Origin of the sequence: Alkaliphilus oremlandii OhILAs, from assembly GCF_000018325.1 — a bacterium.
GTDB classification, from domain to species: Bacteria; Bacillota; Clostridia; order Peptostreptococcales; family Natronincolaceae; genus Alkaliphilus_B; species Alkaliphilus_B oremlandii.
Window position 1 is genome coordinate 2,644,770 of the sequence record NC_009922.1, and the last position, 24,004, is coordinate 2,668,773.

The 24,004-nt window shown below is 37.4% G+C and carries 22 protein-coding genes; 4 read left to right on the forward strand and 18 right to left on the reverse strand.

Features of this window, described 5'->3' with window-relative positions:
* Window positions 1-505: 505 nt before the first annotated feature.
* The 5 genes from groL to CLOS_RS12985 form a co-directional block, all read right to left on the reverse strand.
* Complete coding sequence (gene groL / locus CLOS_RS12965; protein ID WP_012160286.1) at window positions 506-2,131, reverse strand: chaperonin GroEL; 1,626 nt, start codon at window positions 2,129-2,131, stop codon at window positions 506-508.
* Window positions 2,132-2,185: 54 nt separating this feature from the next.
* Complete coding sequence (gene groES / locus CLOS_RS12970) at window positions 2,186-2,470, reverse strand: co-chaperone GroES (protein ID WP_012160287.1); 285 nt, start codon at window positions 2,468-2,470, stop codon at window positions 2,186-2,188.
* A gap of 212 nt (window positions 2,471-2,682) precedes the next feature.
* The gene (locus CLOS_RS12975) at window positions 2,683-3,369 is read right to left on the reverse strand and encodes a DUF554 domain-containing protein (protein ID WP_012160288.1); all 687 of its coding nucleotides are present in this window, start codon (window positions 3,367-3,369) and stop codon (window positions 2,683-2,685) included.
* Between the two features lie 265 nt (window positions 3,370-3,634).
* Window positions 3,635-4,510, reverse strand: a complete 876-nt coding sequence (locus CLOS_RS12980) for a DNA-3-methyladenine glycosylase family protein (RefSeq protein WP_012160289.1) — start codon at window positions 4,508-4,510, stop codon at window positions 3,635-3,637.
* A gap of 167 nt (window positions 4,511-4,677) precedes the next feature.
* Window positions 4,678-6,009: a YcdB/YcdC domain-containing protein gene (locus CLOS_RS12985; protein WP_012160290.1), complete on the reverse strand. Its 1,332-nt coding sequence runs from the start codon at window positions 6,007-6,009 to the stop codon at window positions 4,678-4,680.
* A 243-nt stretch (window positions 6,010-6,252) separates the two neighbouring features.
* On the opposite strand from CLOS_RS12985, the gene CLOS_RS12990 reads away from it, so the two are divergent.
* On the forward strand, window positions 6,253-6,963 hold the full coding sequence (locus CLOS_RS12990; RefSeq protein WP_012160291.1) for a coenzyme F420-0:L-glutamate ligase: 711 nt from the start codon (window positions 6,253-6,255) through the stop codon (window positions 6,961-6,963).
* Between the two features lie 83 nt (window positions 6,964-7,046).
* Here CLOS_RS12990 and CLOS_RS12995 read toward each other — a convergent pair whose 3' ends face one another.
* The 8 genes from CLOS_RS12995 to CLOS_RS13030 form a co-directional block, all read right to left on the reverse strand.
* Window positions 7,047-8,735 (reverse strand): putative ABC transporter permease subunit, encoded by a 1,689-nt coding sequence (locus CLOS_RS12995; RefSeq protein ID WP_012160292.1) that lies wholly within the window; start codon window positions 8,733-8,735, stop codon window positions 7,047-7,049.
* Window positions 8,732-9,454, reverse strand: coding sequence for an ABC transporter ATP-binding protein (locus CLOS_RS13000; protein ID WP_012160293.1), 723 nt, complete (start codon window positions 9,452-9,454; stop codon window positions 8,732-8,734). The genes CLOS_RS12995 and CLOS_RS13000 overlap by 4 nt, the downstream gene beginning before the upstream one ends.
* A 284-nt stretch (window positions 9,455-9,738) precedes the next feature.
* Window positions 9,739-10,857 (reverse strand): 4Fe-4S binding protein, encoded by a 1,119-nt coding sequence (locus CLOS_RS13005; RefSeq protein ID WP_012160294.1) that lies wholly within the window; start codon window positions 10,855-10,857, stop codon window positions 9,739-9,741.
* A gap of 13 nt (window positions 10,858-10,870) precedes the next feature.
* A complete protein-coding gene (locus tag CLOS_RS13010) occupies window positions 10,871-11,902 on the reverse strand; it encodes a LacI family DNA-binding transcriptional regulator (RefSeq protein WP_012160295.1) in 1,032 nt (343 codons plus the stop codon).
* 163 nt (window positions 11,903-12,065) lie between these two features.
* Window positions 12,066-13,301 (reverse strand): cytosine deaminase, encoded by a 1,236-nt coding sequence (gene codA / locus CLOS_RS13015; RefSeq protein WP_012160296.1) that lies wholly within the window; start codon window positions 13,299-13,301, stop codon window positions 12,066-12,068.
* A complete protein-coding gene (codB, locus tag CLOS_RS13020) occupies window positions 13,295-14,557 on the reverse strand; it encodes a cytosine permease (protein WP_012160297.1) in 1,263 nt (420 codons plus the stop codon). The genes codA and codB overlap by 7 nt, the downstream gene beginning before the upstream one ends.
* A 281-nt stretch (window positions 14,558-14,838) precedes the next feature.
* A complete protein-coding gene (locus CLOS_RS13025; protein WP_012160298.1) occupies window positions 14,839-16,089 on the reverse strand; it encodes a Glu/Leu/Phe/Val family dehydrogenase in 1,251 nt (416 codons plus the stop codon).
* 219 nt (window positions 16,090-16,308) lie between these two features.
* Window positions 16,309-17,127, reverse strand: a complete 819-nt coding sequence (locus tag CLOS_RS13030) for an Asp23/Gls24 family envelope stress response protein (RefSeq protein WP_012160299.1) — start codon at window positions 17,125-17,127, stop codon at window positions 16,309-16,311.
* A gap of 267 nt (window positions 17,128-17,394) precedes the next feature.
* Here CLOS_RS13030 and CLOS_RS13035 point away from each other — a divergent pair, with 267 nt between their 5' ends.
* Together CLOS_RS13035 and CLOS_RS13040 are read left to right on the forward strand one after the other, a co-directional pair.
* Window positions 17,395-17,565 carry a 4Fe-4S binding protein gene (locus tag CLOS_RS13035; protein WP_012160300.1) on the forward strand — a complete coding sequence of 57 codons (171 nt, stop codon included), beginning with the start codon at window positions 17,395-17,397 and terminating at the stop codon, window positions 17,563-17,565.
* A 218-nt stretch (window positions 17,566-17,783) separates the two neighbouring features.
* A complete protein-coding gene (locus CLOS_RS13040; RefSeq protein ID WP_012160301.1) occupies window positions 17,784-18,515 on the forward strand; it encodes a hypothetical protein in 732 nt (243 codons plus the stop codon).
* Window positions 18,516-18,542: 27 nt separating this feature from the next.
* On the opposite strand, the gene CLOS_RS13045 is transcribed toward CLOS_RS13040, so the two are convergent.
* Both CLOS_RS13045 and CLOS_RS13050 read right to left on the reverse strand, forming a co-directional pair.
* A complete protein-coding gene (locus CLOS_RS13045; protein ID WP_012160302.1) occupies window positions 18,543-18,983 on the reverse strand; it encodes a MarR family winged helix-turn-helix transcriptional regulator in 441 nt (146 codons plus the stop codon).
* Window positions 18,984-18,993: 10 nt separating this feature from the next.
* Window positions 18,994-19,647, reverse strand: a complete 654-nt coding sequence (locus CLOS_RS13050; protein WP_012160303.1) for a redox-sensing transcriptional repressor Rex — start codon at window positions 19,645-19,647, stop codon at window positions 18,994-18,996.
* Window positions 19,648-19,995: 348 nt separating this feature from the next.
* Between CLOS_RS13050 and CLOS_RS13055 the strand changes: the two genes are divergently transcribed.
* On the forward strand, window positions 19,996-21,918 hold the full coding sequence (locus tag CLOS_RS13055) for an ABC-F family ATP-binding cassette domain-containing protein (protein WP_012160304.1): 1,923 nt from the start codon (window positions 19,996-19,998) through the stop codon (window positions 21,916-21,918).
* 315 nt (window positions 21,919-22,233) lie between these two features.
* Here the strand turns inward: CLOS_RS13055 and CLOS_RS15965 are convergent, their stop codons facing one another.
* The 3 genes from CLOS_RS15965 to rimI all read right to left on the reverse strand — a co-directional run bounded on the left by CLOS_RS15965 (window position 22,234) and on the right by rimI (window position 24,002).
* Entirely contained in the window at window positions 22,234-22,404 is a 171-nt protein-coding gene (locus CLOS_RS15965; protein ID WP_012160305.1) for a hypothetical protein, read from the reverse strand.
* A gap of 100 nt (window positions 22,405-22,504) precedes the next feature.
* On the reverse strand, window positions 22,505-23,536 hold the full coding sequence (gene tsaD, locus CLOS_RS13060) for a tRNA (adenosine(37)-N6)-threonylcarbamoyltransferase complex transferase subunit TsaD (RefSeq protein WP_012160306.1): 1,032 nt from the start codon (window positions 23,534-23,536) through the stop codon (window positions 22,505-22,507).
* 16 nt (window positions 23,537-23,552) lie between these two features.
* Window positions 23,553-24,002 carry a ribosomal protein S18-alanine N-acetyltransferase gene (gene rimI / locus CLOS_RS13065; protein WP_012160307.1) on the reverse strand — a complete coding sequence of 150 codons (450 nt, stop codon included), beginning with the start codon at window positions 24,000-24,002 and terminating at the stop codon, window positions 23,553-23,555.
* Window positions 24,003-24,004: the final 2 nt, after the last annotated feature.

Here is a 24,004-nt window from a genome sequence, read left to right on the forward strand (position 1 = left end):
TCCTCCCGTACACTATAATATGCTCCCATAATCTATCCAATATAAAAAAACGATCCTATTTGTAATGCAGTTAGTGTGCCAAGATACCCATCCTATTTTGTGATAATTGTCTACTATCCCACAGGAGCTCTTCTCATTAGCATGGCTAAAAACGCCCCCTTCTGACCATGGTCTTGTCCGTCCTCTTTAAAATTGTTTGTATATATTGATTTTTGTATATTCATGCTATTCAACTCTCGAATCGTACTAATATTTCTTATACAAATTACCTAGGATTTCGTTTAGCTTCAATAAATAAAGAAGTGCTAAAACACGATTTAGCTTATCTATATTATATTTTTCTATAAAAACAATTAAAATCCTTTAAGCCTCAAGTAAAAATAAAATGCCCAATCTGCAATAGAAAGTTCTATTTTAGATTGGGCATAGGTTGGATAGAGTAGGCTTTTGAGGCTATAAATAGCCTTAAAATCATGTATCTATCGCATTTTTTATTTAATTTCTATTACATCATTGGCATTCCGCCACCCATGCCTCCTGGCATTGATGGTTCATCGGATTTAATATCTACAATAGCACCTTCTGTAGTTAATAGCATTGCTGAAACAGATGCTGCGTTTTGTAGTGCAGATCTTGTTACCTTTGTTGGGTCAACGATACCTGCTTCAATCATGTTTACATATTTTTCAGTTAATGCATCAAAACCAATACCTTTTTCAGAACTCATTACTTTCTCTACAATAACAGATCCTTCAAGTCCAGCATTTGCAGCAATTTGTCTTAATGGCTCTTCTAGAGCTCTTCTGATGATCTTAACGCCAGTTCTTTCGTCTCCTTCAGTAGTTTCAAGTAAAGCTTCTACTGCTGGAATAACATGGACTAATGAAGCGCCTCCACCAGCTACCATACCTTCTTCTACCCCTGCTCTTGTAGCATTTAATGCATCTTCGATTCTTAGCTTTCTTTCTTTTAGCTCTGTTTCTGTAGCAGCTCCAACTTGGATCACTGCAACCCCACCAGAAAGCTTTGCTAATCTCTCTTGTAATTTTTCTTTATCAAAATCAGAAGTTGTCTCTTCTATTTGTCTCTTAATTTGATTTACTCTATCCTTAATAGCGCTAGAATCTCCAGCTCCTTCAACAATTGTTGTATTATCTTTATCAACCTTAACCGTTCTTGCTGTACCTAGCATATCGATTGTCGCAGTTTTTAGATCATATCCTAATTCATCAGAAATTACAGTAGCGCCTGTAAGTACAGCAATATCATCTAGCATTGCTTTTCTTCGATCTCCAAAACCTGGTGCCTTAACAGCTACACACTCGAAGGTTCCTCTTAATTTGTTTAATACTAGTGTAGCTAATGCTTCTCCTTCGATATCTTCTGCTATGATCAACAATTTTCTACCTTGTTGTACGATTTGCTCTAATACAGGAAGGATTTCTTGCACTGTATTGATTTTCTTATCTGTCAGTAAAATATAAGGATCGTTGAATACTGCTTCCATTTTCTCTGTATCTGTTACCATGTATGCAGATAAATATCCTCTATCGAATTGCATACCCTCTACCACGTCTAAAGTAGTTCCCATGGATTTAGATTCCTCTACAGTAATAACCCCATCGTTTCCTACCTTTTCCATAGCATCTGCAATCAATTGACCGATTTCTTCATCTGCAGCTGAAACTGCACCGATTTGAGCAATTGCTTCCTTACCTTCTACCTTCTGAGAAGTATTTTTTAGCTCTTCTACTGCTACATCTACAGCCTTTTGAATTCCCTTTTTAAGAATCATTGGGTTCGCTCCAGCAGCTACGTTCTTTAATCCTTCTCTAATAATAGCTTGTGCTAATAAGGTTGCTGTCGTTGTACCATCACCAGCAACATCATTGGTTTTTGTAGCAACTTCTTTAACCAACTGAGCACCCATGTTCTCGTAAGCATCTTCTAATTCGATTTCTCTAGCAATGGTTACCCCATCATTGGTTATTAATGGAGATCCAAATTTCTTATCAATGATCACATTTCTTCCCTTTGGTCCCAATGTAACTTTTACAGTATCTGCAAGTTTATTCACACCAGCTTCTAATGAGCGACGTGCTTCTTCAGCAAATTTAATTTCTTTAGCCATAATAATACCCTCCTAGTTCTTATTTATATTCATTGAATTGCTATGTAGTATTGATTATTCAACAACTGCTAAAATATCACTTTGCTTTAATATGGTATATTCTACACCATCAAATTTTACTTCTGTACCAGCATACTTAGAGAAAATTACTTTATCCCCTACCTTTACTTCCATTACCACTTCTTTCCCTTCAATAACGCCACCTGGCCCTACGGCCATAACTTCAGCTAATTGTGGTTGTTCTTTTGCACTACCTGGAAGCACAATACCGCTTTTTGTAGTTTCTTCTGCTTCTACTCTCTTAATTACTACTCTGTCACCTAATGGCTTAATATTCATAACATAAACCTCCTTGAAATTTATTGTTTTTTTATTTATTTATATCATTTTTATTTTATTAGCACTCTATTGAGATGAGTGCTAATTACATCTATAATGGTATCTAAAAGTGTTTTGTCTAGCAAATGTCAATATTGCCTATTATATTCCAGTTTAGGCAACTATATTCGATTATATAGAAATATCTAAACCGTTCTCTTATTTTCTACTAATTACAAAATATATAGGCGTAAAATATAATATAATATCGGTATAAATACGGCTGGTAACATATTTCCTACTCTTATTTTCTTTATTTCTAATACATTGATACCAATTCCCATGATCAAGAGGCCACCGATGGCAGACATTTCCGTGATGACACTTTCTATTAAAAATGGTTTCATAAAAGATGCCGTCAAAGTAATCAGACCTTGGTATACAAAAACTGCTGCCCCTGAGAAAGCTACACCGATGCCCAAGGTAGAGGCAAACATGGCTGCCATAATACCGTCAATGAGGGCTTTTGCAAAAAGGGTTTCATGATTTCCAGTTAAACCGCTCTCCAATGCCCCCATAACCGCCATAGCACCGATACAGAATACTAAGCTTGCAGTAATAAATCCTTTGGCGATGCCACCTTCTTTAGAGCCTGCTTTATTTTCGATCCAATAACCGATATTTTCAAGTCCCTTTTCTATTTTAAGAGCCTCTCCCAATATGGTTCCAATGACGACGCTGGCAATCATCAGAAGGATATCTTGACTTCCTAGCGCCCCAGATAAACCGATGACCAATACGCTTAACCCTAGACCATTTATGATTGTTGCCTTATATCCTTCCGGTATTCCTTTTTTTAGAAAAACACCGACAATTGCTCCTACAATGATTGCCACAGCGTTTACAATCGTACCTAACATATTCATCCCCCGTTTAGTTCAAATTCTCTTGTTTTTACTACTTGAAACGCTAAGCCCTGTCTAGAGTCGAGTCCAACATACAGTTTGTGAGTCTGAGCGAACAAGCTTTATTTTGAGCACTTGAAACGCTAAGCCCTATCTAGAGTTGAGTGCGACATAAAGTTTGTGAGCCTGAGCGAACAAACTTTATTTTGAGCACTTGAAACGCTAAGCCCTATCTAGAGTTGAGTGCGACATAAAGTTTGTAAGCCTGAGCGAACAAACTTTATTTTCCTATGCCAGCTTCCCTGGCATAATAGAACAAATATTGCTGCCCATATCCTGCGTATTCACCAAACTTCTCCTTAGCGAACCTTTCAATTTCCTTATTTGGTGTGTCTTTTTTAAAATAAAAGTGCTCCATCACTCTTTTTACCCAAACATCTACTGGAAAGGCATCTACCTTGCCCATAGCAAAAAACAAGATGCAATTTGCCACTTTCGGCCCGACACCATTAAATTGTAGTAAAGCTTCAAAGCAATCACTGCTATCCAGCTTCTTCAATTCATCAAGCAAAATATTCTTTTCTACAACAGCTTTTGCTGTGTCGATAATATATTTAGCACGATACCCCACACCACAGGAAGTGAGTTCCTCATTGGATAAGGCGCATACAACCTCCGGCTCTGGAAAGCTGTACTGCTTTTTACCATCGTATTCTCCTAAATAAAGTCCAAATCGCTCACTGATTAAGTTTACAGCTTTTTTTATTCTCGGTATATTGTTATTGGAGGAAATAATGAAAGAAATCAAGGTTTCCCAAGAATCCTGCTGAAGAATTCGAATACCATTCCCAAGATCTGCAGCAGACTTCATAATCTCATCCTCTTTTATCAGCGCTGCCTTGATTTTCCCATAATCCTTATCCAAATCAAAATAAGGGATCCAAATCTTATGAAACTCTTCTTTATTACTATGCTTGAATATTACGTTGTCTTCTTCCTTTTTTACATTCAGCACTTTTCCAAAGGCAACGCCGGTATAACTGCCATCCTGTTCTTTGTCCCATCGAAAGCATTGACCGCACTCAAAAATATGCTTTGGATCAAAATCCTGTAAATTCTTTACAAGGATTTCCTGATCCCTCTCTACGATTTCCAAAATATCACTTCCTTTAACCACTTAAAATCTTTTACTGTATTTCAAATTAAAATTTATTCTCTTAGACTCACAAACCTTATGGCCCACTTAATTCTAGCGAGAACTAAAATTTTAAGTGCTGAAATAACAATCCCTAGAAAGCATTAGCTTCTAGGGATACGATTCAATTATTCATAATTTGCCTCTTTATCCATATAGGATACTGGCTCATACACTGAAAAGGCCTCATATACCTGATTACCAGTGGCCATGTCAAAATATAGCCTTCTATTTTCTTCATTTTTAGCAGATTTATAGCTATAGGTCATCACTGGCTGATAATTGGTATAGAAGGATCGAACAATGGCCATCCCCGTATATACCATGTCTGCAAGCTTCTCAGCATGTTTTTCCTCAATGTCACTCAATTGACTTTTCTCCTTTAATATGGGTACACTGGTGTTACTAAAATCACTGGAGTATTTAAGAATTTTTCCGTTTTTAGAAGCCACATTGACCTTAATATTATCACTGATAATAGCAATATCCTCTATAATTGGAACAAATTCAAAGGCATAGACAGTATCCTCTGTGCCCTCTTCCTTTATTAAAGAAACGCCATGGCGCATATTTTCATAGGATTCGAATCGCTCCATAAAGCTCTTTGCAATATTCAAAGCTGCTTCCTTAAAAACAGTAGTGCTGCTTTCATTTTCTCGATGATCTTCGAATCTTCTAAGAGAGCCTTCTATGGCATCCATCCACATACTGTATTGCACCTGATCCTCTATGACATATTTAATCTCATAGTAATGTACTCCGTCTTTCATCTGAACCTTATCCGATATGTTTATGGTGCCGGAAAAATTGCTCAGCTCTGGAAACTTTTCCTTTACCCTAGCCAATACCGTATCTGCCTCCAAATACGTAGGATGGTGATTTGGTGTACGACTGTGACGGTATAGTCTGGAGATTTCCTCCATATTATTTGCCCACTGAGTTAATCCACCATCGCTTTTATCTGCCCTCTTTATTTCTCTTAAACGTCCCTCAATGTTGTGATAGATGGATAAGAGTCGATCTAGAGATTCATATATTTTAGCTAAAAGTTCTTGATCATATTCCGTTAATTCCTCATTATGACTGCTATAATTGTTATTTAAATGATGAACCAGCGTGTTTCTTAGACTCTCCAGGCCACTTAATCCTCTCTTCATCGGTTCATTTGGATCACTGGTTGTATTATTGATATCCATCCAATTATTAAAGATTGTAGTCAATTGATGCACGGACCGCTGTAAATTCGTAAGTTCGTCTTTTCCACCGATATCCATAAAAGCCTTCACAGAGTACATGGTATCTCGAATACCACTCTCAACCTTTCTTGATATCATAGCATTTGAACTACTTACACTCTTCTTAATCGACCTTAGCTGAACCGCCAAATATAGATTGCCTAATAAACTAGCAATAATTATGAAAGGCGCCAAGTATCGATAATACTTTTTATAATAAACCAATTGATTACACTCCCTTAACTCGCTTAAGTCTCTACTTTACTATAATATCACAAACTGGACTAAATGATAACAACTATTGCCTTAATTTTATCCATATTTCGATATCCTTTATACAGATTCTAGGGAATACTGTTTCTTTATACCGCCAATACTTCTCAGGTAGAGAAATCTGAGTTGCTGTTGAATTTTGCACTCATTTATGGTTATAATGTTTTATATACTATATCAATAGGAGGCTTTTTTATGGACCAACCGGAACAAATACGCGCAAACGAAGGAAAAGAGCTAGAAATCCATGTGAATGGAAAAAAGTTCATTAGAATTCCAGTGAAAACTCATTTGATCAAAAGAGAAGATCGTATGATAGATGTTGCCTGTACATATTTAAAGGATAAAACCGCAGAAAATGATATTGTGTTTATTACAGAAAAAATTGTTGGTATTACACAGGGAAGAGCCCTGCCATTAAGTGAAATTAAACCGAGACCACTGGCAGTTTTTCTTGCAAAATACGTCACCAAAACCCCGGCAGGTATCGGGCTGGGTATGCCAGAAACCATGGAAATGGCCCTTAGAGAATGTGGCACCCTTCGTATTTTATTTGCGGCTGCAATTGGCGCAATCACCAAAATATTATTCAAACGAAAAGGGGATTTTTATAGAATCGCAGGTCCAAAGGCTCGAGCTATCGATGGCCCTACCTCTGGTACCATTCCGCCATATAACAGCCATGTTGTGCTGGGTCCTGCTCAGCCAGATAAAGTGGCGAGAGAAATTAGCGACGCCTTAAATGGGACAAGGGTGGTCATCTCCGATATTAATGATCTTGGGGGAAATATTCTAGGCGCATCCCACAAAGATATCAACTTAGACGAAGTCGTTCAAATTTTAAAGGACAATCCCCTTGGCCAAGGTCACCAGCAAACACCCATGGGGATCATTCGCCAAATATAATTGCCTATATTTTTTATTCATTCAAGGATTTATCCTACACTATAAAAGCTTCTAAATTGAAAAGTCAATTTAGAAGCTTTTATTTATTGAATATCGCTGTATCTCTTCTCGGTAAAACGACTTAATGCCTTAAAAAGAATGACAGACAATGCTCCGTATATTCCTCCAAAGATCAGATAAATCGCCATAGGATTTGTGTTCAGCTTCAATAAAAGCAACGCCAGCATCGCACTTCCGAAAATAAAAGCCATGCCTGCCATCATAGAGAAAATCACATTCATATTCTGCTTCATTGCTTTCTGAGGGTTATCCCAATCCAACAAAGGTCGTGTAATGTCAATAAACATGGCCAGCTCTGTCACCGGTATGCTCCCTAGGATCCCTAGGATGGTAACGACGATGATTGTAGAAATCTGTAGTGGAACTAGTAAGGATATTCCACCCAAAATTAGAGCGAGTACTAAAATCTGAACTAAAATAGAGCTTAAAATCTTCCCAGCAATTTGATACTCTATTTTAATGGGTACAATCCGTGAAATCCAGAATTGTTTCCCTTCTCGTGAAAAAGTCGTTGCGCCTATGCCATTGGTAGCAGCAATAAATAGGATGAAGGCAGATAGGATCAGATTTCCAAGAGGTATGGTACGCTCATTATAGAACTGTTTGATCATATTCAAGGTCTGTGGGTCCCTGGTCATCAGCGGCATGGCTAAGGCAAAGGGAATAATAATCACAGCGCCGATGGAGTTCATTAGAAAAATAGGCGTTCTGATTAGAATTTTCATATCTCGATCCAATATGGCCACAATGGGATGGCGCACGTTGCTGATACGACTTTTCAGTTGTCCCTCCGTCAGTTTTTTCTTCTGAGACGAAATTTCCTGTCCACCGATTAATCCCTTATAGAATACTTTTTCACTTACGTAGACCATACCATAGAATATCAACATAGAAATCCCTGCAAAAATAGCGATATTGAGGATTCCATCCCAGGTATTGAAATTAGCCAGTGCCTTGGATGCCCAAATACTCGGGGGAAATCTCATACCGATTTGCTGAATCATACTATTTCTCTCACTGAGCAGTGCAGTGATATAGTCCATTTCTCCGCCTTCTGGAAATTTTGTAGCAAGCCGCTGTGTTATGAACTGGAATGCTAAAATAATCAATATCATTACGATGCTTCCAAGGACTCGGATAAGATCTCTCTTTTTCTTTATGTTGGTATATCTCATAAAGATCATAACGACAATGGAGGAAATGGCGAGGGGTATAATTGGAATCGTCATAATGATTACTATGCTAAAGATCCAATATAAAAACCCTACACTGCTTTTAATCCCATATACCAATAGGATCGGTATCAGAATTGGCAGCACAGTTAAATATTCATTAAGTAATACTGTAATAAAGCGTGCCGTCAATATGGTACTGGGCTTTATGGGAAGAGGTATCAAGATCTGCAGATCCTCCGAATAATAAAACTTAGCAAATATATGGGATATGCCAAATAGAAAGAGCATAATCTGCGATCCTAAAATCCCTAAAAGTAGCAGGGTTCCCTCTTGATTGATCGACTGCAGTGAGGTAAAGATGGCGCCTAGGATTTTGATATATTGAATATAGAGGGGGAGTAAAGAAAGCATTGCCAATATAAATATCGCTGGCTGCCAAAGCTCCTTTTTCTGCTTCAAATATTTATATTTAAAAGCAGAAATTCCAAAGTTCACATTCAGTTCTGTTTTTAATAGCGATCCTAATCCCTTCATCATTCTGTCAACTCCAAGAATATATTTTCAAGGGATTCCTTGCCTTCAGACTGCTTTCTTAATTCCTCCATAGTGCCACAGGCAATAATTTTCCCTTTTCTTATAATTGCGATTCGATCACAAAGCTTTTCTGCCACCTCAAGCACATGGGTCGAGAAAAATACAGATTTCCCTGCATCACATCGCTCCCTCATAATCTCCTTTAGTTTGAAAGCCGATTTGGGATCCAGACCCACCAATGGTTCATCCAGTATAAAAATTTCGGGATCATTTAACAGAGCGCCGATTAAAACGATCTTTTGCTTCATTCCATGGGAATAGCTTTTGATCAAATCGTTTACAGCATGCTTCAGTTCAAAAAGATCCAAATACTCGTTGATTTTTTTTGCTCTCACATCCTTGGAAACCCCATACATATCCCCCATAAAATTGAGATATTCTATTCCTGTCAGACGTTCATATACTTCGTGATTATCTGGAACGTAGCTAAACATTTTTTTTACTGTCAACGAATTTTCCTGAAGATCTAGATCATTGATTAAAATATTCCCCTCATCTGGCTTCAAGAGACCCACGATCATCTTTAATGTAGTCGTTTTTCCTGCACCATTGGGACCTAAAAACCCAAAAATTTCTCCCTTTCTTACCTCGAAGCTAATCTGATCCACTGCCTTATTGCCATCACTTCCATAGGATTTGCTCACCTTGTTTAGTTTCAGCATCGTATACCATTCCCTTCCCAACGTTGTCTATCTTAGTTTATACTCCCCATTTTCAATGAATTTCTTTCATGTTTCACAATGTGTTTTTTATGTCTACTAATTCATTCCATTATATGTGTTATATACATAATATAACACATAGGAGAATTATTCAATATTATTATATCAAATAAGTCTATGTGAAAATGATTTTTCCAAGGATTTTTTTACATCACAAAATAGAGTACTTAAAATTTTAATTTCAGATACCCTACTTTAATCCACCCTTATATTCGATTTCAAAATCAATCCTTCCAACGCAGCTCAAATATACGTTGTGGACAAACGCTAACACAAAGGCCACATCCAGTACATAGTTTTCTATCCACGCGAACGTTTTCACGATTCACTTTAATGGCTCCCCAAATACAAGATTTCTCGCATCGATTGCATTGCATGGACTTACAGTTTCCCACTGGTTGTGAAACATAGGGCTCTTGCTTTATTTCTTCAAAGGATTTTAGTGAGACCAACGCCATACCTTTAATTTCGTCAAAATTTCTATAGCTATGTTGTGCCATCCAACCATTTAATCCATCTAATAACGTACTTATATGTTCATATCCATTTAATATAATAGATGTACATACTTGTACAGTGGAAGCACCTAGCATCATATATTCTAAAATATGCTCGTAATTAGTAATTCCACCGATACCACAAATAGGAATGCTGGTAGCTTGTGCTATAGAAGCGATTGCTGCTAAACCAATAGGACGGATTGCATCTCCTGAATAGCCTCCAAAGGTTGGTAAAAGCACCCGACCTTTTTCAATGTCTACCCCTGCAATTGAACGTACTGTATCAATTCCGCTAATAGCAGATGCACCTGCTTTTTCTGCTGCTCTGGCTAATTTAACCACATTCACAGTATTGGATGATAGCTTTACCATCACTGGAATTTTGATTCGGTCTACTACGGCTTTTGTGAATTCGTATAATTTAGAAGGTTCTGAAATTACGCCTTCCAATCCTTCTCCATGTGGGCAGGATACCCCCAGTTCAACAGCATCTGCTCCAAATTGCTCCACCTTTTGAGCAATATAGGCAATTTCTGATGAAGTATGTCCAAGAATATTTGCAATAACTACAGCACCATGGATTTTTGCATAAGCGATTTCATTCTCCCATTCTTCAAGGGTAAAACCGCTATATAATTCAATATTATGTAGACCCTCCCTTCCTTTAACCAGGCGTGGCCTAACATTTGGACGTATTTCGTTTGCTATTGTTTTTGTAACCACTGCCCCAGCTCCGGCTTCTATTGCTTTCCTCATCATTGACCCACTACCTGTCAAAGGTCCTGCCGATACAATAATAGGGTTTTTTAAGGACAATCCCAGAAAATTTACCGATAAATCCATTCTTCTCTCCCCTTTAATTGAAAATTTCCCGCACACGATCTTCATGACCACAGGATTTCCTAACCATTAACTTGGGTTGTACAAATATTTTCTGTTTAAAACCATCCTCTTGTTGTCTATTTTCAATACTTTCAAACAAAAGACGGGCTGCAATAAGTCCCATTTTATAAACGGGCTGAGATATTGTGGTTAATTTAGGCTCAATAAAAGACGCCATGGTAATATCATCAAACCCAACAATTGCAACATCGCCAGGAACATTCAATCCACTTGTTTTTATAGCATCGATTGCTCCAATGGCCATTAAATCATTGGCTGCAAAAATGGCTTGCGGTCTTTTTTTTAATTGGAGCAATTTTTTTGCTCCTAAATAACCCCCTTCGATTTCATTATTTCCTTCAACTATATATTCAGATCTTAAGACCATTCCGGCCTCTTGAAGGGCTGTTTCGTATCCCTTTTTTTTCTGTAAATTTTCTATTTGATTTAATGAACCCGTTATATGTGCTATATTCCGATATCCCACATCGATTAAATGCTGTGTAATCTCATAGGCGCCTATATGATAATCCGTAAATACCATATTTTCATCTATTTCTTCCATGTTTCTTCCAATCATTACAAAGGGTATATTCTGATTTTTTATTTTCTGTAAATCCTTATTTTCTAACTGGCTGGCTGTTAGAATAAATCCGCCTACCCTCTTTTCGATTAGCATATGCAAGTAGTCCCGCTCTTTTTCTCCGTTTTCTTCTGTGTTACATAATAATATATTATACCCCTTTTGATGGGCAACGTCCTCTACCCCCTTGGCGATCTGCGGGTATAGAGGATTTAATATATTCGGTATCAGAAGGGCTATGGTACTGGAACGGTTAAGAGCTAGACTTCTAGCAAATCCATTTGGCGTGTACTGCATCTTATTCATGGTGTCTAACACCAATTCCATAGTAGCTGCAGATACACTTTCTGGATGATTTAGAACCCTGGAAACAGTGGCTACAGAAACCCCAGCTTTTTTTGCAACCTCTCGTATATTTGACATTTTATCGCCTCCCCAATGTAACCATTTCCATATTATCTTTATTATACCATCGTTGCAGATTCATACAAAGTAATAAAATTCAGCACCACAATGTATGGGGCCATACAAAATGGTGCTGAATTTTTAAAGAAATGATTCAACGATCCGATACGATTCTCTAACGCTAAAATAAAGTTTCTTTTTTAGCTGGAGATGTTTGAGCGATCAACTTGCCTTTCGTAAAATTATATAGCACTTCTTTTTTCTCATTTAATGCATTATAGAAATTGTCTGCATTGAGAACTATGAAGCTAGCTGGATTTCCTTCTTTAATCCCATAGGTGTCCCCTAAATTTAAGGTTTTTGCTGCATTATGGGTTATGAGTTTGTATGAATTCATAATTTCTTCATATCCCATCATTTGACACACATGAAGACCTAAGTGAACTACATCTATCATATTCCCATCGCCTAGAGGATACCACGGGTCAAATATATCATCATGACCAAAGGACACATTTATACCAGCTTCCAGTAATTCCTTAACTCTAGTTACCCCTCTACGCTTCGGATAAGTATCAAAACGACCTTGAAGATGAGTATTTACCAAAGGGTTTGATACAAAGTTCATTTTGCTCATCCGTAAAAGCCTGAATAATTTAGATACATAGGCATTGTTAAAGGAGTGCATGGATGTCGTGTGGCTTGCAGTAACTCTATTGCCCAAACCCGACTCATAGGCTCTTGCTGCTAAAGTTTCTACAAATCGCGATTGCTCATCATCTATCTCATCACAATGAACATCTACCAATAAACCATATTTCTCAGCAAGCTTCATTGTAAAGTTCAGACTTTCAACCCCATATTCACGGGTAAATTCAAAATGAGGAATTGCTCCTAAAACATCCGCACCCATCTTTGCGGCATTTTCCATTAAAGTTGTTCCGTTGGGATAACTCATAATCCCTTCCTGTGGAAACGCTACAATTTGTATATTTACTTCATCTTTCAATTCATCTTTTAGCTCCAATAGCCCTTCCATAGCAACCAGTGTTGGATCTGTTACATCAACATGTGTACGGACGTGACCGATTCCGTTTCTTGCCTGTTTTCTAATGGCTTCTCTTGCTCTATCCATTACATCCTTCTTTGTTAGCTTATCTTTTCGCTCGGACCAGCAAGCGATCCCTTCGAATAAAGTTCCTGATAAGTTCCATCTTGGGTCACCAGCTGTTAGTGCAGAATCGAGATGAACATGGGATTCTATGAATTGAGGTAGTACCATAGAGCCATTGCAATCTATGATCTCATCTCCTTCTAAGGGTGTAATATTGGGTCCGATTTTCTCGAATTTTCCATCTCTAATTAGTAGATCTGTTTTTTCACGATGGTTTTCTAAATACACATTTTTTATTAGCATACCGTACTTTCCTCCCTATTGCTTTTATTGTTTTTAACTTCATAAATTGAATAAACTAATGCGGCAACAACCAATGAGTTCACAGGAGGAACGCCCCATTTTACAAATATTCCTGCTAAAGCTCCAGAAATTACAGCGATGATAGCTCCAACATTTACATCAACATGTTTAAAATTCTCATCGGTATATTGTTTTTTATTCATGAAGTAATGAATCATTACAACGATGCCAACTGGTGGTATCATCCCACCCAATAAGCTTAAGTACGCTACAAAGTTATTATACAGCCAAAGAGCTGCGCCCGTTCCAATTGCCCCGCCTACCAGAACCATTGGTTTGCTTTGAATCTTTGTTATATTAGCCAATCCTAAACCTGCGGTATATAATGCATTGTTATTTGTTGTCCAAATGTTTAATCCTAAAACTAATATAGCCGGTAGCATCAGTCCTTGTGAAATTAAAATATCGAATATATCAGCATTTCCAGTAACAGCTCCACCTACGGCTCCGAATACAAACATAATACTATTTCCTATAAAGAAAGCGATCACTGTTGCCCATATGGCAATCTTCGATGTTTTTGAAAAACGAGTAAAATTGGGTGTACTTGTACCACCGCTAATAAAGCTACCGATTACTATAGAAAGGGCTACAGCTATGGTAATTGGCGCACTGGGCGTTTCTGCAAAAACATTTTCAAACCCATTTACTTCATTTATGCCATAGTTTACAGAGTACATTCCTAAAGCTGCTATCAAAGGAACCGCGATGGAACCTAATACGGCAAGAGCCTTAATTCCATAGTAAGCCGTAGCTGTCATTAAAACACCTGTTATGATTATTAATATCGTCGTATTGATCTTTAGTAAAATTCCAACGGGCAGTGCAAACATGGCAACGCCAACACCGAACCATCCAATTTGAGTGAAGCTAATAAGTGCAGATGGTAGGTATGATCCCTTGATGCCAAAGGAATATCTCGCTAATAGATCCAAGGTGAGACCTGTTGATTGTCCAATATGTGCTAAAACACCTGTATACGCACCTAAAAATGCATTTCCTAAAATCATCGCCACAAAAAAGTTCGTCATATTAAGTCCAATTCCCAAGTTTCCTCCAGCTGTCATACTAGGTGAGAAAAAAGTAAAGCCAAGCATTACTACAATTACAGCCCAGAACCCTTGTCTACTACCTTGATCTACTGCTGATAGCGAATGTTCACTATCCACTACTTTTTTACTTGTGGTTTTTGCCATAATGATCCCCCTTCATACATATTAAAAATGTAACCGGTTACATTTTTAATATGTATATTCTATTTGTTTTTATTAATTCCTCCTTTCACAAAAATATTTTTCGGAATATTAAGATAATTTTCTGTAATACAACATCTATATATACAAAAGTCCTTCAAGAAACGGCCTCTTCATCTTTCCAAATCGATATACGGAAATTTTCAATAAAAAAATAGGACTGCATGAATGCAGTCCTATTTTTTATATTCAATCATTATATTAAATTCTTTAAGAACTTAATCTTAGTACCATCCTCTAAGTTTCATTGCATCTGCAACTCTCTTAATAGAGATCATGTATGCTGCTGTTCTCATTTCTACTTTGTGGTCTTCCATTAATGCCCAAATTTCATTGAAAGCCTTAACAGCTAACACTTCTTGCTTCTCTTGAACTTCTTCAAATGACCAAGAATATCTTTGTAGGTTTTGTACCCACTCAAAGTAAGAAACTGTAACACCACCAGCGTTAGCGAAGATATCTGGAACAACTAAGATTCCTTTTTCATTTAAGATTTGGTCTGCTTCGATTGTTGTAGGTCCGTTTGCACCTTCACAAACAACTTTAGCTTTTACTGTATGTGCATTGTCAGCAGTAATAGAGTTTTCTAATGCACAAGGTAGAAGAATATCACAATCGAATCCGATGATGTCTTCTTTAGGGAATGTGCTTTCAGCTCCTGGGAATCCAGCAACTCCTCTAGTTTTCTTTACGTATTCAGCTAATTCATCTGGATTGAATCCTTTGCTGTTGTAGATTCCACCAGTGTGGTCAGCTACTGCAACGATTGTTCCACCTAATTGAGCTACGTATTTTCCAGTGAAAGAACCAACGTTTCCAAAACCTTGGATTGCAACTTTAGCAGTTTTCATATCGATTCCTACTTTTTTAGCTGCTTCTCTAGCTGCTAGAGCAACACCGTATCCTGTAGCTTCTGTTCTAGCTAAAGAACCGTAGAATTCTACTGGCTTACCTGTGTATACGCCTGGAGCAAATTCTCCAGTTGTTTTTTGGTATTCATCAACGAACCATGCCATTACTTGTCCATTTGTTCCAACGTCTGGAGCAGGGATATCTACTTTTTCTCCAATGATTGGAGCAATCGCTCTTGAGTAAGCTCTAGATAGTCTCTCTAACTCACCTTGGGATAAAGTAGTAGGATCAACTGTGATTCCACCTTTACCTCCACCGTATGGTACACCCATAACACCACATTTGAAAGTCATCCAAGTAGAAAGGGCTTTAACCTCATCTAGGTTAACTCCTTGATGGAATCTAACGCCACCTTTGAATGGTCCAATTGCATCGTTATGTTGAGATCTGTAACCTACGAAAGTTTTAACTGTACCATCATCCATTTTAATTGGTAGAGATACTTCTAATACTCTCATTGGGTTTTTAAGAATTTCGTATACCGCTTGCTCAGTACCTAGTTTGTCACAAGCTGCCTTAACTTGAAGTTGCGCAGTTTCAAAAGGATTTGCATGTCCTGCCATTATAAATACCCTCCTAAAAATTTATTTAATGAATGCTTAAATAATAATGCATATATTTTAAGAAAGTGTCCTAAGACATCTCCCCAAAATTCTATTAATTATCAGAAGATTCTTTCGTTATTTCTTTAACCTTCCTATATGTACACCTGAATTATAGCATATATTATAGAGAGTTGTAAACCTTTAAATTCCCTATTGTGAAACAGGGTGGACATCCAATTAAACGATTACTAAATTCCTCACATTGACGTTGATGGCGATAATATTAAAGGAAGTCATTCCCTCAATCTCTATCTTGATTTGCTCTTGAAGCCTCTCCACAATCGGTTTAATGGGATTGCCGTATACAATGCGCGTATCCATTTCTATTAGAAGTCCACTGTTGGTATTTTCTATCTTAATATTATTAACTTTACAGATTCCGATGATCTTATTGGCTACGTAATAAACTAAATCCTCAATAACACTATTGGATATATAGTATTTTCCCATATAGCTAAAGGTGGGTCTTACGACAGAGCGTTCCTCCCAATCGTTCACATCTTCTTTTCCAAAACTTCTAAGGAGCCTCAAAGGATTGAGAAAATACCCAGAGAAATCCTTCTTAATTTCAAAGGTTGGTACAGGAATAATATGCTTCCCTTCCTTTGCCCGGTACCTTCGAGCTGTTTTAATTTCATCCTTGGTGGAAATATCCTCGATGAAGATCCACTCTTGAATACTTCCGAGCCCCAATGTATCCACGATGGATTCTACCATTTTAGATGATGTACCCAACACCAAAATCTTACTGGGCTTTTCCCTTTCCAAAATTTTCATAACCTGCTTTCTATGGGCATCCTCTACGAAAATAGCTCTTTTAATGGCACCCATTACAGATTTTTCTCTTTTAGCTGAACTTCCGCCCAATACCCGATTCCCTTTTATTAAAAGTCCGTCATCGATGATATATTCAATCTTTTTTTTCTTTGCTAATGAAATGGATTGAAAGCTTTTACCAGTTCCACTAGAACCTACGAGCACATAGACTTCCATCATACGGATCACTCCTTATATACCAATTATTTCCTCTTATAAAACCATGCTTTCTATTCAATACTTACAGTATCGACCATATCCACTTTTATCATATCATAAATAAAGAGGAGATTGATGGATTTCTTGATAAAAGTAGAGTGAAAATCATTATACTTTGTTGTTTTTTATATAAAAAAGTGATTTCTTTATTGCCTGTCTCGTTTTGATGTTGTTATAATACATGTAGAAAGTTTATCATTATTATTTTAAATATAGGAGGAATTTACAATGGCTTATAAAATTTCAGAAGATTGTATTAGCTGTGGAGCTTGTGAACCAGAATGTCCAGTAAGTGTTATCTCAGCTGGAGATACACAATATGTAATCGATGCAGACGGATGTATCGAGTGTGGCGCATGTGCTAACGTTTGTCCAGTAGATGCTCCAAAGCCAGAATAATATTAAAGGCTAAAGGGCTAGAGAAATCTAGCCCTTTTTTATAACGAATAGGAAAGTTCCACTTACAATTTATTCCAAAACGAGAACTTTACCGTAAATGAGTTTCAAAAAGGCTTCCTTCCAATGCTTTTATAGAAGCCTTTTTTATTTATCCATTGCATTTGACCAACCGTCCGTTTATTGTGTCTATTCGGTTGAGTCATAAAGGAGGCATATTCGTGACGAAATATCTGAATCGTAAGATCTTTTCTATCCTGGTGGTAGCTGTATTGGCATCTTTCGCACTACTTGGCTGCAGCCGTACAAAAGTAGATCCCAATGACCTCGTACTAAAATCCATTGATCAAATGAAAGCACTGGATAGCTATACCTCTATGGTTTACGTTAAATTTAACACCGATCAACAAAGTGGCGGTCATTTAACTATGGATGCATTAATCGATCTTCATAAAGAGCCTTTTGCATATTCCAATGTCCAAGAGATATCCACTGGAGAAAGTACACCGGATAATCCTTTTAGTAAGCTCGTACTTAGAATCCTACTGAAGGATCAAATGGTATATACCCATAATTCTGTTACTGGACTTTGGATCGATCAATCCGAGGAGAGTTTAATTCAGGAAATTACAACCAATGGCGATATATTTAAAAATTATGATGCGACACAATTTACGAATCTAGAAGTAGCTTCTATCAGTAAGAATAAAGCTACAATTAAAGGGCAAGCTGCGAATTCTGTATTTCTTAAAGGGCTATTGTCATCTTTCGAAACAGAAATCGTTGGCAATGTAGAAATGACCATAGATTTGGAGACCAAATATTTGGAGTCTTTTGTCTATTATCCAGAAATTGATGGCGCTTCTACAGAAAACAATAAAATAACGATTAAAACCTTGAACTTCAACACTGCTCCTGAAGTTGAAATCCCTGAAGATGCAGTATTTGAATAAATTTTATGGTCAATAAAAAAAGTAGGCTTACCTACTTTTTTCTCTGTTTAACATATCTAATTTTACAAGAAATTTTAATACGGCCCTTTCTTCATTAAAGGTAAAGTCGTTCAGTATAGAAAAAAGCATTTCTTTTTCCTGCGCTAAAATCTCTTCAAATATTTTATATCCTTTTTCTGTCAGTTCAAGAGTATATGCTCTTTTGTCGTTTTCACATTTGTTTTTCACCACATAATCATTTGCCATTAATCTATTGATGATGGTTTTGAAACTATTCCTATCCAACTTCAAAACTTCCATTACTTCAAACATTTTCTGATTCTGCTCCTCACCGATCACCTTTAACGTAAGAATATCGGAGATCGATAAGTTGAAGCCATTGCTAGAGATTCCCTTTTTATCTAGGGCTATAATACCATGCACTAGCTTTGCTAAATATTCATGAATCTGTATATAATAGTTTCTCATATAACCACTCTTACTTTTTACTTTCTAGTTCTCTTTCGTTCAAAAGATAGGATAATGTGAATAAGCTCTCATTTAGATGAACGTTTTCTACGACGATTTCATCCGATACCTTTAAATCGGTAGGTGCAAAGTTCCATATGCCCCCTACATTTTTTATATTGAGTTTATCTACAACGCTTTGTGCAACTTCCTTCGGTGTGGAAATCACAACGATGTCGATATAGTTCTCATTGGTAAACTGCTCTAATTCATCAATATCTCTAAATGGAATATCTCTGATTTTAAGACCCTGTAGCTTAGGATTAATATCAAATAAAGCAATTAACTCAAAGCCGGATCTTTCATAATTCGTATAGTTTGCGATTGCTTGCCCAAGGTTTCCGGCTCCTATGATAATTAATTTATAGGTTTTGTCTAAACCTAATATTTTGCCGATTTCATTATATAATTCTTCAACATTATAGCCGTACCCTTGTTGTCCAAAGCCTCCAAAGCAGTTTAAGTCTTGACGGATCTGAGATGCTGTAAATCCAATCAGCTTACTAAGCTCTTTTGAAGAAATTCTGTACACTTCTTTTTCTAGAAGCTCCTTTAAATATCGGTGATATTTAGGTAGTCTTCTAATTACTGCCATTGAAATATTGGCAATACTTTTATTATTCATTCGTATCAACTCCTGTTTCAATTAATATTTTCTTCATTCTATATCTAAGCTTAATTTCATTCTTTATAAATATAGTATATATTACTCTGTTACAAAATAAACAAATAGTTCCTTATTTTCCTTTACCCCATTCATATATCTTCAAAACCTACGGGCTTCATTCAAATATATTTCGTATATCAAACATCTAATTTAGAAATTATATCAATATTTTTTTCATGTGTCAATCTATGTTGTCTTTATTTTGTCATTCATTCCCTTTATATAAATCGTTTTTTCTGTTAGAATAGACAGTATAATTTTCATAAGCATCTTTGCTTATTGTTGTGTAGTTTAGGAGGGAAATCCATGATTATTTTATCGTGTAATAATATATGTAAATCATTTGGTATTGATACGATTCTGGAGGGGATCAGCTTCAGTATCAATAAGGGAGAAAAAGTGGGACTTGTAGGCGTCAATGGTGCTGGAAAATCTACCTTATTTAAGATCTTAACCAACCAGCTGTCTTATGATACAGGCGAATTATTTATTTCAAAATCTACCACCATTGGATACTTAGAGCAGAATACGCTGCTCAATGAACATGCTACTGTAATGGAAGAGTGTTTAACCATCTTTTCAGAGCTGATCCATATGGAGCAGAGTCTAAGAGATCTGGAAATCCACATTGCTAATTTGAGTAGTGGTGAAAAAGAATCCAAAGACCTTGAAGATGCCATGCATCGTTATTCTGTTCTATTAGAGACCTTTAACGAAAAAAACGGCTATGGCTTTAGAAGCGAGATTAAAGGAATCTTAAGAGGTCTTGGATTTGTAGAACAAGAATTCAATCAGCCCATCTATCAGCTAAGCGGCGGGCAAAAAACGAGAGTGGCTTTATCAAAGCTTCTTCTAACCCACCCAGACCTACTGCTCTTAGATGAGCCAACGAACCACTTGGACATTGAAGCTGTAGAATGGCTGGAAGGCTTTCTAAGGGATTATGACGGCACCATCTTGATGATCTCTCACGACCGCTACTTTCTGGACCAGATGGTCAATCGGGTATTTGAGATAGAAAATAATGTTCTGACCAGCTACAACGGGAATTTTTCAACCTTTATGGAAAAGAAGCGCGTAATCATAGAAATGCAAATTAAGGAGTATATGGAGCAGCAAAAGGAAATCGATCGACAGAAGGATATTATCAGAAGACTGAGGCAGCATGGAACAGAGAAGCTGATGAACAGAGCAAAGAGCCGTGAAAAGCAGTTCGATAAAATCGAGATCAAAGAGGCTCCCCAAACTCATCGAAGTAAAGCCTTCATCCGCTTTGAAGCTTCTGTTAAAAGCGGAAATGATGTGCTTTCTGTAGAAAACCTAGGGAAAAGCTTTGATAACAGCAAATTATTCGAAAATGTTTCCTTCAATATCTATAAAGGAGAAAAGGTAGGACTCATCGGACCCAACGGGATCGGAAAATCCACACTCTTTAAAATCATATTAAAGGAGCTTACTGCCAGCAGCGGCGACATTAAGCTGGGTCACAATGTATTTCCAGGGTATTACGACCAGGAACAAAAGAACTTGGACTACAGTAAAACGGCTTTAGACGAGATTTGGGATGACCATATCCACTTAAATCAAACGGAGGTCCGTAGTCTTCTAGGCTCCTTCCTCTTTAAAGGCGATGATGTTTTCAAAGGAATTCAATCTTTAAGTGGTGGAGAAAAAGGAAGACTTTCTCTCTTAAAGCTCATCCTTTCGAAATCCAATTTCCTTTTGTTGGACGAGCCCACCAACCATTTAGATATCGACTCCAAAGAGGTTTTAGAAGAAGCATTGATCAATTACGATGGTACGGTTTTCGTTATCTCCCATGACCGTTATTTCTTAAATCGAGTGGCTACCAAAATCATAGAACTTAACCCCCATGGCAATAGCACCTACTTAGGAAATTACGATTACTATGTACAGAAGAAAAAAGAAAAGCTTTCCTTCAATGAGCCTGAGGAAAAAGAAGAAAAAACCAAAACTCAATTAAAGGAAGAAAAGCGCAAAGAGAGAGAAGCCAGAGAAAGTTTAAGAGCCATCTCAAAAAAACAGAATCAACTGGAGGCTCATATCTTGGCGGTGGAAGAAAAAATAAGTCAGCTGGAAGAGCTGATGTGCCAAGAAGAGATTTATTCCAATGAACAAAAAATCAAAGAGGTCCATGGACAGTCTGAACAGCTTAAAAAAGAGCTCAGTCAGTTGTACGAAGAATGGGAAACTTTAATTGAGCAATAAGGAATATTTCACCCCTTCTGTGCATATATTTTAAATGGGGAAAGTTTGTCCACATTTATCCACAATTTCTCCACAGAATCCACAGAGTTATTCACAGTTTTTTTGGGTATATTAGTATTCTTCACAATTCCTACACATTATCCACATAATTCATGTACTTTATTAAAAAATATATCAACAACGCCTTGAGGATAAATCGGATACAGCTCCATGCATCTGAGCAAAGCTCATTGGAGCAAATGAAGAAACACCATGTATGAAGAAGAAGTGCCCTTTCCTCGTGCATGGTGTTTTTGTATCATTGATTTCTATGTATTATAGTTCTATCTTTTCCAGTTCTTCCTTCAGCTCTTGGATTAAAACATCCTTGGCTCTCGTTTCAGCTATAAGAGAATTTATGATTCCATACATATTGTCGATCATATCCAACAATGCTTCCTTCTCCATTGTCATATCAACGTTTTTCATCCATGATAACATTTCCATATAGATTTCCCCCTAAAAGTAATTAATGACTCTCTTAGTATAGCATAGTACTTTTTAACATGACATGGACAATGTTATGCAGGCTTAGCACTTTATGGAATTAATATCTTTGGCCTATTTTTAAGCTTGGAAAGGCGTTTAGATCCAATCCAGAGCGGATTCCCCGGATATAATCGTAATAAGCCACACAGCCGATCATGGCCGCATTATCGGTGCAAAGTGTTAAAGACGGAAATTTGAAATCGATCTGATTCTTTTTGCATTCTCTCTCCATGACCTCTCGCAATCCGCTATTGGCCGCTACACCACCTGCCAGAACGATTCGATCTAGCCCCTTATCTAATGCACATTGTACAGCCTTTTCCGTCAGTATCTCTACGACAGACTTCTGAAAGCTTGCTGCAACATCGGCTACTGGTATTTCTGAGCCCTTCATCTTCTGAGAGTTTAAATAGTTCAGCACTGCAGACTTCAGCCCGCTAAAGCTAAAGTCGTAGCTTCCTTCTTCTAAATAGGCTTTCGGAAAAGGAATGGCATCCTTATTTCCTTCCTTGGCAAGTCGATCAATTTGCGGTCCGCCAGGATACCCCAACCCCAAAGCTCTTGCTACCTTATCGAAAGCCTCTCCTGCTGCATCGTCTCTGGTCTTTCCTAAGACTTCATAATCTCCGTAATCCTTCATATGAACCAAATGGCTGTGCCCACCGGATACAATGAGACAAATAAATGGCGGTTCCAATTCTTTATGTTCAATAAAATTTGCATAGATATGTCCCTCAATATGGTTGACGCCATTCAGTGGTAAATCCCTGGCATAGGCGATGGCCTTGGCAGCGGACAAGCCCACCAATAAGGCACCGACCAACCCCGGTCCGTAAGTTACACCTACGTGGGTAATATCTTCAAAGGAAACTTTCCCTTCAGCCAAAGCTTCATCGATGACTTCATTGATATTTTCAATATGCTTTCTCGATGCAACCTCCGGCACCACACCGCCGAATTTTTTATGCTGCTCAATTTGAGAATTAATAATATTCGATAGAACCTCTCTTCCATTTTTTAATACACTGACAGAGGTTTCATCGCAGCTAGACTCTATGGCTAGCGTAATGATATCTTCTTGCTTCAACATGTTTGATTCTCCTTCGTTATATTACATCATTCCACATAATAATGGCATCTTCTCCATTATCGTGATAATATCCTGGTCGAACGCCGCAGGGCATAAAACCATATTGTCTATAGAGTCCCTGTGCCACTACATTAGAGCTTCGAACCTCCAAGGTCATCCGATAGATATTGATCTTTCTGCCTTCCTCCAGCAATGCCTCTACAATTTTCTTCCCTACACCCAGCCCTCTATATCTAGGATGTACTGCTATATTTGTAATATGAGCCTCATCAACAATGAGCCACATGCCGCCATAGGCTGCTACAACACCGTCCACTTCTGCTACCACATATCTGGATAACTTATTTTTTGTAAGCTCCGTTACAAAGGAATTTCTAGTCCAAGGGATTGTAAATGAATTTTCCTCAATATCTAAAACAGCATCAATATCCGTTAATTCCATTTTTCTCGTAATGATCTCTTCCATAA